This is a genomic window from Marivibrio sp. (assembly GCF_040218065.1).
GTDB lineage: Bacteria > Pseudomonadota > Alphaproteobacteria > UBA8366 > Aestuariispiraceae > Marivibrio.
This window is the reverse complement of record NZ_JAVJQE010000013.1, coordinates 418,589-433,934: the sequence shown is the minus strand read 5'-3', so window position 1 is coordinate 433,934 and position 15,346 is coordinate 418,589. Positions and strand designations below refer to the sequence as shown.

The 15,346-nt window shown below is 65.9% G+C and carries 12 protein-coding genes and 1 tRNA gene; 5 read left to right on the top strand and 8 right to left on the bottom strand.

Annotated features, from left to right (window positions below; translation table 11 throughout):
* Positions 1-7: 7 nt before the first annotated feature.
* Together RIB45_RS13930 and RIB45_RS13925 are read right to left on the bottom strand one after the other, a co-directional pair.
* Positions 8-1,783 (bottom strand): PAS domain S-box protein, encoded by a 1,776-nt coding sequence (locus RIB45_RS13930; protein ID WP_350050964.1) that lies wholly within the window; start codon positions 1,781-1,783, stop codon positions 8-10.
* Positions 1,784-1,977: 194 nt separating this feature from the next.
* On the bottom strand, positions 1,978-2,265 hold the full coding sequence (locus tag RIB45_RS13925) for a DUF1330 domain-containing protein (RefSeq protein WP_350050963.1): 288 nt from the start codon (positions 2,263-2,265) through the stop codon (positions 1,978-1,980).
* 54 nt (positions 2,266-2,319) lie between these two features.
* On the opposite strand from RIB45_RS13925, the gene RIB45_RS13920 reads away from it, so the two are divergent.
* The gene (locus RIB45_RS13920; protein WP_350050962.1) at positions 2,320-3,507 is read left to right on the top strand and encodes a cyclic nucleotide-gated ion channel; all 1,188 of its coding nucleotides are present in this window, start codon (positions 2,320-2,322) and stop codon (positions 3,505-3,507) included.
* A gap of 95 nt (positions 3,508-3,602) precedes the next feature.
* A complete protein-coding gene (locus RIB45_RS13915; RefSeq protein WP_350050961.1) occupies positions 3,603-4,835 on the top strand; it encodes a threonine ammonia-lyase in 1,233 nt (410 codons plus the stop codon).
* A 328-nt stretch (positions 4,836-5,163) separates the two neighbouring features.
* On the opposite strand, the gene RIB45_RS13910 is transcribed toward RIB45_RS13915, so the two are convergent.
* A complete protein-coding gene (locus RIB45_RS13910) occupies positions 5,164-5,388 on the bottom strand; it encodes a hypothetical protein (RefSeq protein ID WP_350050960.1) in 225 nt (74 codons plus the stop codon).
* 269 nt (positions 5,389-5,657) lie between these two features.
* On the opposite strand from RIB45_RS13910, the gene RIB45_RS13905 reads away from it, so the two are divergent.
* Positions 5,658-6,599 (top strand): LysR family transcriptional regulator, encoded by a 942-nt coding sequence (locus RIB45_RS13905; RefSeq protein ID WP_350050958.1) that lies wholly within the window; start codon positions 5,658-5,660, stop codon positions 6,597-6,599.
* A 205-nt stretch (positions 6,600-6,804) separates the two neighbouring features.
* On the opposite strand, the gene RIB45_RS13900 is transcribed toward RIB45_RS13905, so the two are convergent.
* The 4 genes from RIB45_RS13900 to RIB45_RS13885 form a co-directional block, all read right to left on the bottom strand.
* On the bottom strand, positions 6,805-7,188 hold the full coding sequence (locus tag RIB45_RS13900) for a cupredoxin domain-containing protein (protein WP_350050956.1): 384 nt from the start codon (positions 7,186-7,188) through the stop codon (positions 6,805-6,807).
* Positions 7,189-7,215: 27 nt separating this feature from the next.
* Positions 7,216-8,844 (bottom strand): multicopper oxidase domain-containing protein, encoded by a 1,629-nt coding sequence (locus RIB45_RS13895; RefSeq protein WP_350050955.1) that lies wholly within the window; start codon positions 8,842-8,844, stop codon positions 7,216-7,218.
* A 96-nt stretch (positions 8,845-8,940) separates the two neighbouring features.
* Positions 8,941-10,326, bottom strand: a complete 1,386-nt coding sequence (gene rimO / locus RIB45_RS13890) for a 30S ribosomal protein S12 methylthiotransferase RimO (protein ID WP_350050954.1) — start codon at positions 10,324-10,326, stop codon at positions 8,941-8,943.
* 442 nt (positions 10,327-10,768) lie between these two features.
* A complete protein-coding gene (locus RIB45_RS13885; RefSeq protein WP_350050953.1) occupies positions 10,769-11,257 on the bottom strand; it encodes a redoxin family protein in 489 nt (162 codons plus the stop codon).
* 335 nt (positions 11,258-11,592) lie between these two features.
* On the opposite strand from RIB45_RS13885, the gene RIB45_RS13880 reads away from it, so the two are divergent.
* Complete coding sequence (locus RIB45_RS13880; RefSeq protein WP_350050952.1) at positions 11,593-12,714, top strand: hypothetical protein; 1,122 nt, start codon at positions 11,593-11,595, stop codon at positions 12,712-12,714.
* A gap of 372 nt (positions 12,715-13,086) precedes the next feature.
* Here the strand turns inward: RIB45_RS13880 and RIB45_RS13875 are convergent, their stop codons facing one another.
* Complete coding sequence (locus RIB45_RS13875; RefSeq protein ID WP_350050951.1) at positions 13,087-14,862, bottom strand: methyl-accepting chemotaxis protein; 1,776 nt, start codon at positions 14,860-14,862, stop codon at positions 13,087-13,089.
* A gap of 332 nt (positions 14,863-15,194) precedes the next feature.
* Between RIB45_RS13875 and RIB45_RS13870 the strand changes: the two genes are divergently transcribed.
* A tRNA-Phe gene (locus RIB45_RS13870) sits at positions 15,195-15,270 on the top strand.
* Positions 15,271-15,346: the final 76 nt, after the last annotated feature.

Genomic DNA, 15,346 nt, shown 5'->3' with positions numbered 1-15,346 from the left:
GGCGCGCTCAGACCGGCTCCGCTCGCTCGCTCGCCGGCGTATGCGGCGGCTCGCCGGACGGCTCGCCTTCCAGGAAGGCGTAGAAGGTCTCGCGCGGGGCGTGGTGCGAGGCGGGCGGCGCGGTCGCCGTTATCCGGTTCGAAAAGGCCGCGCCGTCCTTGCGCCGATTGGCCAGCACGACCGAGGCCTCGCCGCAGCGTTTCAGGCGCTGAAAGAAAGCGGCGGCGCGCCGGCGGTCGGTCTCATCGCACTGCAGCCGCTTTACCGGTTCGCCGATCAACTCGTCGCGCGCGTAGCCGGTGAGCTCCTCCGAATTCGGCGACAAATAGTAGAAGCAGGGCTCCCCCGCCGCGTTTGGTTTGGTGACCGCGAAGGTTACGTTGAAGTGATCGGCGATCGCCTGCATCCGCGCCTTCTCGAAAGCGGCCACCTTAGCGTAGGCGAGCGCGCAGGCGCCCGGCCGCTCGAATTCCGAAAAGGCGGCGGCGTAGGGGCGAACGTGACGCGTGTAGGGGCCGCCGAACAACGGTCCGAAGGCGTAGGAAACGCCGAGCTCCTTCAGCCGTTGGGCGACCGCCGGCGTGCAGACGTTTCCGGCGGTGAAGGTCACGGATTTCCAAAAGCCGCCGTGCTGAACGGCGGTGAGCCAGCTCTGATCACCCGGCTCCAACGTCTCCGGGAAGGTGAGGATCACCCGCGTGATCCCGTGACCGGCCAGCTTCAGGATATGAGCTGGCAGACGGGCGCGGTAGTCGCGCGGATCAAGGCTGACCGCCACCTCGCTCATCACCTGCAGCAAGGGCGCGAACAAGTCCTGCACGCGGGTGTCCGTCACGCCGGCGGGTACGCCGTGAATGACGGGGACCAGCGTTCGCTGCAAGGAGGCGGGCGCCTGGCGCAGCAGGCTCATGATGCGCTCCCGGCAGCGCTTCGTGCTCAAGGTCTCGAAGTGGATGTTGACGCCGGTGCGCATGCTCAGGCCGCGGCCCAGACACTCGGCGTGCTCCCGCAGGGCCGTCTCGAAGGCCGTCATGTCGAGGGCGAGCAGCGCCTCGTCCCCTCCGCCCATCGGTAAGGCCTCGTAGGCCAGGTACTGGGTGCTGGTCAGGGGATCCTGACGGACGGGCAGGCAGAGGAAGCGGTCGACCGCCTCGCGCTTCAGATCATAGATCGGCAAATAGCCTACGCCGACGCGCGCCTCTCCCTCAAGACGGATCGCCTCGAACATCTCCGCCGGGTCGAAGCCGTCGGCGAAACCGCGCGCGGGTCCGCTGTCCGGCATCGCCCGCTCGGTCTCGGAACGCTCTCCGGACGGCGCGCTGCGCTCGCCGCGCTCGGCGCTCAGCATATGGGTGCGCGCGCGCTCGGCCAGGTCGGCGATCAGGTCGCCGGGTTTTCGGGTCTCGCCGGGGGCCAGACCCTCGTCGCTCGCCACAAAACCTGCGACCTCGACGCCGTCGACTCCCTCCTCGCCGAACAGCCGTTTATTGACCATGTCGGCGATCCGGATCGCCTTGGCGGTCGCTTGCAGCGGGTCGGGCGAACTGAAGACGATGACGTAGGAGCCGTCGCGACTGCGCATATAGCGGTCGTCGGCGTCCAATTCGCTCTGCAGCGCGGCGTGCAATTGCCGGTCGATGAAATCGGCGGCCTTGCGCCACCGGGCTTCGCCGAGCCGCGCCTTCAGCGCATCCAGGCCCAAATTCATGACCTGTCCGACGTGAAGCGGCTTCTTGGGGTCGCTGTCGGTAATGAGGGTTCGAATGTCGTCCAGAGTGCTCAATCGCCGGGAATCCGCCACAAACGCGTCCTTTCAACAGTAACGCCGGGGCGGTCGCTCGACGCGGTGCGCGCGGGGGCGCCGGCCCCGGAACGGGCCTCACTTGCGGGGATAGACTAAGCGGGTAATGCTTAAGGCGTAATTAAGAACGAAGCGCGAATATTCGACCGCTTCGGTCAGGCAGTCCGTAGTACTGCTCAGACCCCCTCGACCACCACCATCTGCATCTCGGCCGCGCCCTCGCGTTCGGCCTTGGCCGCTTGGTATTGGGCCGAGTCGTAGCAGGCCTTGGCCCGCGCGATGTCGGGAAACTCGACCACGACGAGGCGGCCGGTCTCCGCCGGTCCCTCCAGCGTTTCATGCGCGCCGCCGCGCACCAGGAAGCGCCCTTCGAAGGCGGCCAGGGCCGCCGGGCTGAGAGCCTTGTAGTTCTCGTATTTGGCCGGGTCGGTGACTTCGACGCGGGCGATCAGGTAGGCGGGCATGCGCATTCTCCGGCTGTGCGGCGGGCTGGGACTCGGGCTATAGAGTGAGCCGTCATGACCCGATTGCGCAAACAGGTATTTTCCCTCTTGGAAGGCTGGGGCCGGGCCGACCGCCTGGGCCGGACGATTGATCGCGCGCTGGTCGCGCTGATTCTGGTGAATGTCGCCGCCGTGACGCTGGAGACGCTGCCCGGCTGGGACGCGGCCTACGGCGCTTGGTTTTTCATGCTGGAGATCGTCTCTGTCGGGGTCTTCACGCTCGAATATCTTGTGCGCCTTTGGGCGGCGGCGGAAGATCCGGATCAGGGCGGGGGCGGGGGCGCGGCGGGCGATTGGCGCCGACGCCTGCGCTATGCGGTCCGCCCGATCGCGCTGGTCGATCTGGCGGCGATCCTACCTTTCTATCTGACGCTGTTCGGCCTGATTCCGCCGATGGACGGCCGGGCGCTGCGGGCGGTGCGGATGCTTCGGATCCTGAAGCTGACCCGATATTCCGTCGCGATCCAGTCGATCGCCGCGGTGTTCCGCAACGAGCGGCGGACGATGGCGGCCGCCTTGCTGATCGTCTTCATCGCACTGCATTTGTCGGCGACAGCCGCCTATCTCGCCGAAAGCGCGGCGCAACCGGACAAGTTCGGCTCGATCCCGCAGGCGATGTGGTGGGCGCTGGCGACGTTGACCACGGTCGGATACGGCGACGTGGTGCCGGTCACGCCGGTCGGTCGAGTCGTCGGTTCGGCGGTCATGGTTCTTGGGATCGGCCTGTTCGTGCTGTGGACGGGGCTGTTCGCCTCAAGCTTCGTGGACGAGCTGCGCCGGCGCGACTTCAAGGTGACTTGGCAGATGGTGGGCCAGGCGCCTGTCTTCGCCGATTTGGACGCCGCCGACGTTGCTGAAATCGCGCGCCTGCTGCGGCCGTTGATCGCGCCGGAACGCACGATGATCGTGCGCGCCGGCGAGCGGGCGGAGAACATGTATTTCGTCGTTTCCGGCGAGGTGGAGGTGGAATTGCCGCCCAAACCGCAAAAGCTCGGCCCCGGCGACTTCTTCGGGGAAGTGGGGCTGCTCTACGGTCCGACGCGCGACGCAACCGTCGTCGCGCTCTCCGATACGCGCCTTCTCGTGCTGGACCATGAAAGCCTGTTCGACGTGATGGAGAAGCACGCGAGCGTCGCGGCGACGATCCGTCAGACGGCGCGAACCCGCCGCGCTGAAAGCGGGGTCGTCGACGCCCTCGGCTGAGCGGATCGCCGGGCGCGCGTAGGGCTGGACGGGCGCATCCGGCGGGTCTATACGGATCCTCGTTTGTTTTACAGCGCGAGAGTGGAGAATAGGCGATGCCCGCCGACGCCGTCCGCACGCCGATCACCCTCGACGACATCCGCGCGGCCGCCGACGCGATCAAAGGCGCCGTGGTCCAGACCCGTCAGCGCCCCAGTTGCACCTTGAGCGAGATCCTCGGCTGCGACTTGATCCTGAAATTCGAAAACCGGCAGTTCACCGCTTCCTTCAAGGAGCGCGGCGCGCTCAACAAGCTGCTGAGCCTGAGCGCGGCCGAGCGCAAGGCGGGCGTCATCGCCATGTCGGCCGGCAATCACGCGCAGGGCGTGGCCTATCACGCCAGCCGCCTCGCGATTCCGGCCACGATCGTCATGCCCAGGGCGACGCCCAACGTGAAGGTGCAGTTCACGAAGACGCACGGCGCGCGCGTGTTGCTGGAGGGGGACAGCCTGTCGGAAGCGGCGGCCTTCGCCCACAATCTGGCGGAGCGGGAGGATCTGGTCTTCGTCCACCCCTACGACGATCGCCATGTGATCGCGGGGCAGGGAACGATCGCGCTTGAGCTTCTGGGGGCGTGGCCCGAGCTTGATTGTCTCGTGGTCCCGATCGGCGGCGGCGGGCTGATCGGCGGGATCGCGACCGCGGCGAAGGCCTTGAGGCCCGAGATTGAAGTGATCGGGGTCCAGACCGCCCTCTACCCCGCCATGAAGCAGGCTTTGGCGGGGGAGGAGATCCGCGTCGGCGGCGCCACGATCGCGGAAGGGATAGCGGTCAAGCAACCCGGCCAGCTGACGCGCCAGATCGTCCGCGCCCATGTCGACGACATCGTCCTGGCGGAGGAGCAGATGATCGAGCGCGCGATCGCGCTTCTGGTCAATGTCGAGAAAACCGTGGTCGAGGGCGCGGGCGCCGCAGGGCTGGCCGCGATCCTCAGCGACCCGGAACGGTTCCGCGGGCGACGCGTGGGAACCGTGCTGTGCGGCGGCAACATCGATCAGCGGCTGCTCGCCTCCGTCCTGTTGCGCGATCTGGTGAGCCAGGGACGGCTCGCTCGGCTGCGTATTCGACTCGGCGACAAGGCGGGCGAGCTCGCCCGCGTCGCCGGCCTGATCGGGGATGCCGGCGGCAACATCGTGGATGTCGCTCACCAACGCGTCTTCAGCCATCTGCCGGCCAAGGACGCGCTGATCGAGGTGGCGGTCGAGACCCGCGACGACGCACAACTCGCCGCCGTCATCGAACGTCTGGCGGCGGCCGGCTACACCGTCACGCGGCTTGCGGACGACTGAGCGCCCGTCGGAAAAAAGAACCCCGCCGCAAGCAGGCGGCGGGGTCGAAGAGGCCATGGGGAGACCCTTCCAGGGAAGAGGGTCTCATGGCGCCCGCGCCCGATCTACGGGGGCGGGCCCGCTCCATCCGTAGCGCCGCAGGGATCGGCGGGGGCGGATGGAGGTCGTCGCCGTCGCGGCCGCCTGGGGGCTTAGGGCGGGCGGCCGTCAGTAGGGGGCTGGCCGCATGAAACATCGCCCTTGGGGGTCAGGCTTGGGGGCGAACGCCGCGACGGCGTCTCGGGGACGGGGATGTTGCGCTTTCGCTCCTTCCGTCTTCGTTTTCTCGTCAGCCGGCGCAGGGGTGAGCCGCGCGGCGCGGGATGAAGTGACGCTGCATCGACAGGCCGCCGACGATCCCTCGCTCGAGACCGTTCTGCAGGCCAAGCCGCAGCGCCGTGAAACTCCGCCGGAACGCTTCGCTCCGGGCTTTGCGACCCGCTTCGATCCCGGCCGCGATCTCCTGCGGGCTGGGGGTGCGGATCAAGTCGGCGGTGGTCGCCATCGTGGACATCTGCTCGCTCCTTCAAGATCGGGTTCCGCGGCGTTTCCTGACCCTGTCGGTGCAGGTCCGCCGGGACCGTCTGCAGCGGCGCGCCCCCGTGTGCGTCGTCAGCCGGCCTTTTCTCAGCGTGTCGTTGAAGAAAAGGTATATTCTATTCTCTTGCTTTGTAATCCGTCCGATGATCCAATTACTTTTGAGCCGACGGCACGAATAAGACCGAAAAACGTCACAGTCGATCGGTGTCAGGGGCTTGGCGCGGAGCCTGGGGAGGAACTTGGATGGATCGATCCACCGAAATGGCGGTGTTCGCGAAGGTCGTGGAGGAGGGCAGCTTCTCGGCCGCCGCGCGGGTCTTGAAGCTGACGCCGTCGGCGGTCAGCAAGCAGATCGCGCGGTTGGAGGACCGCCTGGGCGTGCGGCTTCTGAACCGCACCACCCGCCGCCTTTCGGCGACGGAGGAGGGGTCGGCCTTTTATCAGCGCGCCGCCCGCATCCTGGCCGACATCGACGAGGCCGAGACCGCCGTCACCCAACTGCACGCCGCGCCCCGGGGGACCTTGCGGATCAATTGCGGCATCGCCTTCGGCAAGCATCAGATCGGCCCGCTGATTCCTGAGTTCCTGGCCCGCTATCCAGAACTGACCGTCGAGATGACGCTGACTGACGCCTTGTCCGATCTGGTGGAGGAGGGGCACGACGTGGCGGTCCGTTTCGGGCCGCTGCAGGACAGTTCCATGGTCGCGCGCCAGTTGGCGGTAAGCCGTCGGGCGATCTGCGCCTCTCCCGCCTATTTCGAGCGCTGCGGCGTCCCGAAGCACCCCAGCGAGTTGGCGGAGCACAACTGCCTCACCTTCTCCAACATGCCCCATTTGAACGATTGGATCTTTCGCCTGCCGGAAGGCGGCGAGTACCGCATAAAGGCCGACGGCAACTTCTCGGCCAGCAACGGCGAGACGATTCATGAGATGGTCCTGGCCAGCCTAGGGGTCGCCCGGCTGGCGGAGTTTCTGGTCGGCCCGGAAGTGCGCGAGGGCAAGCTGATGCGCGTGCTGCAGCCTTTCTATCGGGACATCGAGGTGCCGATCAACGCGGTCTATCCGACGCGACGGCACCTGAGCCCCAAGGTCCGCGCTTTCGTCGACTTCCTGGTCGAGAAGTTCCAGCCGATCCCGCCGTGGGAAAGCGCCGACGCCGGTCCGAAGCCTTGGGAGGCGGCGTGACGCCCGCCGGCGCGCCGAAAAATTAACCCCGCGCGAAAACCGCGCGGGGTCAAGTTGGGATGGGATAGAAGAGTCTGCAGGGAAGGAAAATCCTTCCGCCAACGCTTCGCGTCGCTTGCGAGAAGCAACGTCTCAACGCTACCGCCGCCCGCGGAGGCGCCGTTTGATCTAGATCAAGTCGGGCGCCTTTTTCCATTGAGCGCGCTCAGGTCTCCTCGCCGCCCAGGATTTGAATCAGCTCCATCATGCCGTTGTCCTCGTGCAGCACGTTATGACAGTGCAGCACCAGCGGCCCCTGATATTCCTCATCGCGCCAGGGCTCGTCCGGATCGCCGATCGGCCGGGTCAGAAACTGGAGCACTTCGCCGTAGACCAGCGGCCACCCCTGCATCGTCCCCACGGCGGGGGTCGGCGGATCGACCAAGCCGCCGGGAAAGGTGCATTCGATCTCGGTCGGATCGCCCTTCTTGTCCGGGTCCCGGATCTTGCCGGGGCAGTTGATCAAGGCCGTGTCCCGCCAGATCGGCATATCGTAATACCACACCCCGCGCGCGACGATCTGAAACGGATTGATGTGGATGTGGAACATGTGCGCGTCGGCGGCGCTTTGGACCGCCTAGAGATCGGTCTTCCCGAACTGGAGGGTGCGCTGCATCTCACCGCCGTTGAACACGCGGCCGTTGATTGTGGAGCCGCCGCCCGCGGCGGCCCCGTAGGTCAGGGTCGAGAATCCGAACGCCACGCCCTGGGTCGGGATCGGATTGCGCGGCGGCTGGGGGTTGTAGACGGGATCGCCCGTCAGATCGCTCGGCGAAACCAAGTTCGCCACCTCCACCGGCGTCGGCGGCGCAATCTCCGGCGGCCGATCGCCGAAGGCGGGCAGCACGTTCACGTACATGACGGCGCGCTTGTGCGCCTCCGCCGGGTCCAGGCGTTTCGGGCACAAGTCGCTCATGCGGATCGGATCGGCCGTCGGATCGTCCGGGTGATAGGCGTGCAGGATGGCGTAGCTGCCCACAGCCGGCGCGCTCACCAGCACGTCCATGCGCTGTCCGGCCGCTAGGAAAGCCACCTCGTTGCGCACGACGTCCCGGCTGGTCGGCTTGACCTGCGAGGGGTCGGTCGGCGCGCCCAGGTCGGGCGTCGGCGGGCCGACGCTCAACAGCTCCTTATATGTCGACGGGTACTCCACCGGATTGCCGTCGACGGCGAGGACCCGCATGTCCGGCGCGGCGTCTGGGCTGATTCCGATCGGGACGCGGCACAGCGCCAGCACGTCGCCGGCGCCGGCGTTCACCATCCGCCACAGCTGAGTCTCGTTCCGATCCATGGTGACGATCGGGCGTTCCTGGCCGTTGACGGTCATGCGCTGGTTGATCTGATCCGCGCGGCGCTCGACCGGCGTCGAGCCGTCGAAGCAGTCGGTCGAAAAGCTGTAGACGGTGCTGCAGTCGACGACGTTCCGGCCGCTTTCGGTCTCGTAGAGGATATGCTGGAACACCATGACGCGCTCCGCCCGCCCCTTGTAGTTCGCCGCCTTCAGACGCTTGACCGTCTCAAGGCTCTCGATCCCTTTCTCCTCATCCTCCACGATCAGCGCGCCGCCCATGCCGCTCGCCAGATGCAGCGCCACCGCGCCGTGCTTATGCGGATGGTACCAATAGGTCCCGGACGGGTGGGTGCGCATGACCCAGTAGCGATAGGGATGATTTCCGACAACGCACGGCGCGTCGCCGTAGGTCTCCTCGTTGCAGCGCGCCACCACATCCGTCGGCGCGCCTTGGCCGAAGACGTTGATCAGCACGTTGTCCTGAAGATTGGCGACGTGCATCCCGTGCGTGTGCAGGTTCATGACGTTGAAGCCGTGGGGCAGGGTGGCGCTCATCCGGTCGTCGCCCGTCGCCGGGCTGTAGGGCATCGCGTTGACCAGATCGAAGCCGAAATCGGCGCCGGTCTTCACCCGCACCGTCGGGGCGACCGCGCGCTTGTCCGCGTCACCGGTCGCGATGGCGCGGATTTGCGGCAGCGGGATCGCACCGAACGCGTGGCGGATCTCGCGATCCTCGAAGCCGGCGACGATCTGAAAGACGCCGTCGCCGTCCGGCGTGAGCTCTGGGGGATTGAGCAGCTCAAACGACGGGTCGACGCCGCTGGGGAGCGCGCTTGCGCTCGTATCGGCGGGCGTGCAGCCGCCCGCGGCGGCGAGGGTCGCGCCGAGCAGCGCGACGGAAAGAAGGGATCGCATGGGACGGCTCCTTTCACGTGCTGGCGAACCAGAATACACGCAAAAAGATTGTTCCGGGAGATTTTCTCGGGCCGTCGACGCCCCAGCGCTCTCCCGTCAGCCAGCCGTCAGCCGTCCGTAGAGATCATAGTCGCTCGTCTCGTCGATCGCCACTTGGGTGAAACGGCCGACCGGCAGCGCGTCCGCGCCCGGGCCGTCGATGAAGACCTGGCCGTCGATCTCCGGCGCGTCGGCCATGGAGCGGCCGATCGCGCCGTCGCCGTCGACCTGATCGATCAGCACGTCGAGGGTGCGGCCGACGAAGCGCTCGAGGCGCTTTGCGCTGATCGCGCGTTGATGCTCCAAAAGCCGCGCCTTGCGCTCCTCGCGCAGCTTGGCCGGGACGTGGCCGGGCAGGTCGTTGGCGGCCGCGCCGGCGACGTCCTCGTAGGCGAAGCAGCCGACGCGGTCGAGTTCGACCTCCGAGAGCCAATCCAGCAGCAGCTGGAAGTCCGCCTCCGTCTCGCCCGGGAAGCCGACGACGAAGCTCGACCGGATGGTCAGGTCCGGCTGCGCCGCGCGCCAGGCGTGAATGCGATCGGCCGTCTTCTCCTGATGCGCCGGGCGCTTCATGGCCTTGAGGACGCGCGGGCTGGCGTGTTGGAAGGGAATGTCGAGATAGGGAAGGATCTTGCCCGTCCCGGCGCGCGCCTGGGCGGCGTCCATATGCTCGATCACCCGGTCGACATGCGGATAGGGGTAGACGTAGTGCAGTCGCACCCAGGCGCCGAGACGGCCCATCGCGGCGGCCAGGTCGGTCATGCGGGCCGCCACCGGCTCGCCCCGCCAGTTGCTCTCGGCGTGCTTCAGATCGACGCCGTAGGCGCTGGTGTCCTGCGAGATCACCAGCAACTCCTGCGCGCCCGCCTGCACCAGCCGTTCGGCCTCATACATAATTCTAGCGGCAGGACGACTAACGAGCCGGCCGCGGAACGACGGGATGATGCAGAAACTGCAATTGTGGTTGCAGCCTTCCGAGATCTTTACGTAGGCGTAATGACGCGGCGTCAGCTTCAGTCCGCCGGGCGGGGCCAAGTCGATCAGCGGGTCGTGAGCCGGCGGCAGCACGTCGTGGACGGCTTCGACGACCTGCTCGTACTGGTGCGGCCCTGTGACGGCCAGGACGCTGGGGTGGACGGCGCGGATCGCGGCTTCATCGGCGCCCATGCATCCGGTGACGATGACGCGGCCGTTCTCCGACAGGGCCTCGCCGATCGCCTCCAGCGATTCCGCCTTGGCGCTGTCCAGGAAGCCGCAGGTGTTCACCAGCACTACGTCCGCCCCGTCGTAATCGGGCGCGATCTCATAGCCTTCGGTGCGCAGCTGGGTCAGAATCCGCTCGCTGTCGACCAGCGCCTTGGGACAGCCGAGGCTGACCATCCCGACCTTCGGAATGCGCCCGCCGCGCTTGCTCGCGCTTCTATCGATCATGGCGTCGCTCATGGGCGCGAGCCTATAGGGCAGGTGAGGCGCTTTGGGAAGGGGGCGCGTGAACTGACGCTTGGCTTCGGACGGCGCCGCCGCGCTTTGGGCGGCGCGGGAGACGTCAGGTGAGGCGGTCGCGATAGAACGCCGTGGCGCATGGGGCGCTGGAGCGTTGCTGCGCCACGGGACCCGGCGGCGGGGCCGCCCCTGACAGGTTTTCGCCGCTTGCCGGGCGTCGGAAACGCCGGTTCGAACCGGCTGTTCCTAGCCATCTTCAACTCAACCGGCCGGGGCCGTGAAAGGCCCGCCCTCGGTCGAAGGCGGGCCAAAGCGCCGATGCGCTGGGCCGAATGGCTTCACGTCTCTAAGGACCTCAAGCGCGCGGCCTCGCTTTACCCCTCTGCAAGGGAATAGACGACGCCGCCAGTGCGGCGAGGGAAGCGCCGTCGTCCGGGCTCTTCTAGGTAGAGGACGCGATCATTCTGGCGGCCGACGTCTCGTCGACCTGAAACGGATCGGGCTCCACCGTAAGGCGTTCGACGACGCCGCCCCTGAAGATGAGGATGTAGCGCTGCGAGCGGTTTCCCATCCCGATGGAATCGTAGTTGGCGGCGAGGCCGCATTGATCGGTGAAAGCGCCGACCGGATCCGCGTACATGGCGATCTTTCCGTCGCATCCCATCGCCTTTCCCCAGGCGCTCACGACGAACGGATCCGCGACGCAGACGCTCGAGATCGAGTCCGTATTTCCGAAGTCCATGAGGGTTTCGAAGAGGCGCACATACTCGGGAAGATGAGTGACGCCGCAGATCGGAGTGAACGCCCCTACAACGCCAACGATGATGTGCCGTCCGACGCCGAACAGATCACGGGAATCTAAAGTATGCACCGCTCCGCCGCTGAACTGCATGAGAGGTCCGGGCGGAACAGGATCGTCTTTTTTGATCATTTAACACCTCCGCGTACAGTACGGCGGAAGGGCGATACCGGATTTAGAGGGCTTAAATTAAGCGGCTGCGTTTTTTGAAAAGACAACGTAAGGTAAATATTTCGTCGACCGTTTTCCGACAAAGGCCGATGCATCTCTTGTGCCGATGGAATAAATGTTCGGCGAGTGGAAGGAACTAAAAAGACCGCCCGCCTTTCATCAGATGCGGCCACGGTGTGATACGGGTTCCTTTTGCTGTTTCATCAAGACTTGGCCGTGCAATACTCACCTCTGGTCCAAGAAAGCGGGTCGTGATAAGGGGGCGGGCGTTTAATCGTTGAGGCGTCCGGACAGCCATGGCGCAGGATGCGCTTGATTACCGAAGTATTGTGTCGCTGTGCCGCACGTCGTCCTCGGCGCGCGTCCTGAATCTGTTTCAGAAGACGCAGAAGCTGCGCGCTGCGGCTGTGAAGCCGGATGGCGAGCCGATCTTCAATAACGCCAAACTCAACAGCTCAATAATCCTGAAGGCCCGGTTGTCGGCGTCGGAACGCGCGCTTTTCCAGGAGTCACGCTTCCAGGGCACAAAGATCTTCATCCTATATGATGAACGCGATCTGCGCGTCGGCGGGAAATCGCTGTTCATTAATGAAATCACCTTCTACGACCTGCTTCAGGACAATTTCGGCATAGACTATTACGCCGATGACGTCGCCGCGCGCACTGACCTCGAGGCGCTGAACCTTATCGAGCGGTCGCCCGCCCTTGACCCGTTTCTCTTGCGAGAGCGGCTGCGTATGGCGGGCCGTAACGTCAGTCCGGACTATTTCGACATCTCGAACGGCGACTATCTGCGGATCAAAGATTTTGTAGTCCAGGAGTTGAAGCCCTTAGCCGAGCTCTCCGCAGAAAACGATTACGAGGCCGCCCGCTTCGCCAACGTCATCGCAGAGAAGCTCTGGGACGGCGCGGACACCGCGACGCTGCGTCCATTGCTCCGCTCGGTCGAAATCGCCGAAGAGGACGCGCCCGAGACGCTCTTCGCATGGAAAGGGCTAATCTACTATAAGTTCACGCTCCAGGGTTTGGCCGAACGCTTCACCGGGATGCGCCGGGATTTCGGGCGCCTGAAGCTGGTCAAATATGGCGAAGCCAAGGACCGGGAAACGATCGAGGCCCTTAAGGCGGACGTCCTGGACATGCTGGCCGACAATCTGCGCACGGGCCAGCAGGCGTTGGCGCGCTACGACGAGATCTACCACCAACAATTTCTGGGACGACAAGACGCCGCCGCTCTGAAGGACTTTCTGCGAGACGCGCCCGCGATCTTCAACAGCATCGGGCCCTCGATCTCAGCTGTTTCGCACGCCGTCTCCTATTGGACTTACCGCTTTCGAGGGGACCGCATCCTGGTATGTGAAGCGAGCGAATTTGAAGACATCCTGATGGATTTCGTTGAAGGAAGTCGGGCCGGCTGACCCGCTCCGTTCAGAGAGCGCGGGTGAGGGCGTTTTTCGCCCCCGAGAGATGGCGTGAGAGGCCGGGCGGGGGAGCTTATTGACCGAGCGGAGCGCGCGGCGCGCCTGGTGACCGCCGCGGTTCTTTTGGGTCCGAGGCGGGGCGCGAACGGCCGTTTCGCCACGGTTGGACGAATGTCCGATCGGGGCCGGTCGGCGGGCGAGGGGCGGACCCGTCGGTCGACCCTTGATCGGGCGCTCGAGGCCTGCCGGTTCGGCGCCCTGTCCCCTCACAGCGCGCGCGATCGGCGCCGGCCAAAAAAATCGGCCGGAGGCGTCGCCGCCCCCGGCCAGTTCCTTGGGATGGAACGGGATGGTGGAAGACGCGGCGCGTCAGGCGTTGCGCACCTCGTGCAGGAAGCCGTCCACGGTGGTGCGCAGCGTCTCGGCCCGGGTCGAGAGGTCTGTGGCGACCTCCTTCACCTGGCCGGCCGCCTGACCGGTCTCCCCGGCCGCCTGGCTGACGCCGGAGATATTGCGGTTCACCTCCTGCGTGCCGGTTGCGGCCTCCTCGACATTGCGGGCGATCTCCTGGGTGGCCGAGGTCTGCTCCTCGATCGCGGACGCGATGGAGGTCGAGATCTCGTCGATCCGGTCGATCGTGACCGCGATGGTCTCGACCGCGGTGACCGCTTTGCGGGTCGCGCCCTGCATGTCGCCGACCTGACCGGCGATTTCTTCCGTCGCCTTGCTGGTCTGCGAGGCGAGGCTCTTAACCTCGTTCGCGACCACCGCGAAGCCCTTGCCGGCCTCGCCGGCGCGCGCCGCCTCGATGGTGGCGTTGAGGGCGAGCAGGTTGGTCTGCTCCGCGATGTCGGAGATCAACTGGATCACCTGACCGATGCGGTCGGCCGCCTGGGTCAGCTCGCGCACGTCGTCGTTGGTCGAGCGGGCGGCGCTCACCGCCTCGCGCGCCGTGGCGTTGGCGTTCGCGATTTGGCCGGATATCTCGGCGATCGCGTTGGAGAGTTCCTCCGCGGCGGCCGAGACGGTCTCGACATTGCTCGACGCCTGCTCGGACGCGGCCGCGACGGTTGAGGCCTGATTGCTGGTCTCCTCGGCCACGGCGGCCATGCTGTCGGAAGTCTGCAGCATCTGGGTGGAGCCGGCGGCGACCGCCTCCAGCACCGCCTGCACGTCCTTCTCGAACTGCGCGGTCAGCTTCTCGATATGCTTGGCGCGCTCGGCCTGGCGGCGCTCTTCGGCGAGGCGGCGCTCCTCCTCGCGGCGTTGTTGCTCGGCCAATTCGTTCGCCTCGATCGTCTTGCCGCGGAAGTGCTCGATCATCCGGGCCAGCGTGCCGACCTCGTCGGTCGTCTCCGCCTTCAGCTCGACCGAGGTGTCGCCCTCGCTCAAGGCCTTCATGGTGGCGACGGCCCGGGACAGCGGCTTGGTGATCAGCCCCGACATATAGAGCGCGAGACCGGCCCCGGTCGCCAGCGCCGTCGCGGAAAGCGCCGCGATCAGCATCAGCGCCGCCTGCTCGGCCGCGTATGCGCGCTCGACGGCCGCCTGCGAGGAGGCTTCGGCCTTCTTCAAGAGCCCGTGAAGACCGTCCTGGATCTCCTGCTGCTCCTGCTGCACCGTCCCCAGATTCTGCATGACGGCGAAGGCGTTTCCGGCCGCGACGCCGTCGAGAATTTCCTGCGCGTGCTTCTCATAGGCCTGGATGTCAGCGTAGATCGCCTCGAGGCGCGTCGACATCTCCTCGCCGAAGGCGAGACGCGCCGGGCTCGACGCGTGTTCCGAGATGGCGTGGTCGAGTTCGATCAACTCGGTGTAATAGGCGGCGATTCGGCCGGTATAGGTCTCGTACCGCTCCCGGAGGTTGGCCTCCAGCGTCTCGTTGCGCTGGGCGTCGCCGACCATGCCGGTCAATTGGTTGAAGACCAGCGCGCGCTCCAACTGCGTAACCGTCAGTTCGGCCGTCAGGTTGGTGAGCGGCATGTCTTCGTCCGCGACCGTCTTGATCTCCTTCCCGATGAGATCGAGCTTGTAGAGACCGACGCCCGCATTGGCCGCCAGCAGCACCAGCAGCACGCCGGTCAGCGTCATCAGCTTGGCCCGAATTTTGGCGTTCTTGAACCAGCCCAGGGGTGAAACAGACATCCCATCACCCTCCCTTCTTCGTCTTCTCGGCCTGCATGCGGCCGGGTCGTTCTCGCTTGCGGCGCGCACCCGACGGCTCATCCGACCGGGGCCGCCAGGTAAGAAAACTGCGCGTCCGACATTGAGGTTGATACTTAAGATTTAATAATTCCTTACTGAGGGCGGGGCGAATGCGCGCTAGGCTGGTAATTTCAGGGCGTCTCGCGCTTTGGCGGGCGGGGGCGCGTCATTTTCCTGCAAAATCGCTCTGGACAGGGCGGGTGCGATTTTCTATGTATCGCGCGCTCCCGATGAGGGCGGGCCGGTACGCTGACCCGTCGCACGCCGGAGACGCCCAGGTAGCTCAGTTGGTAGAGCATGCGACTGAAAATCGCAGTGTCGGTGGTTCGATTCCTCCCCTGGGCACCACTTCTCCTAAAGTCGAACTGTCGCCCAGATTGTTCGATTTCGCTCCGCGACGGGGCGCCGCCTCTCCATCATTCTA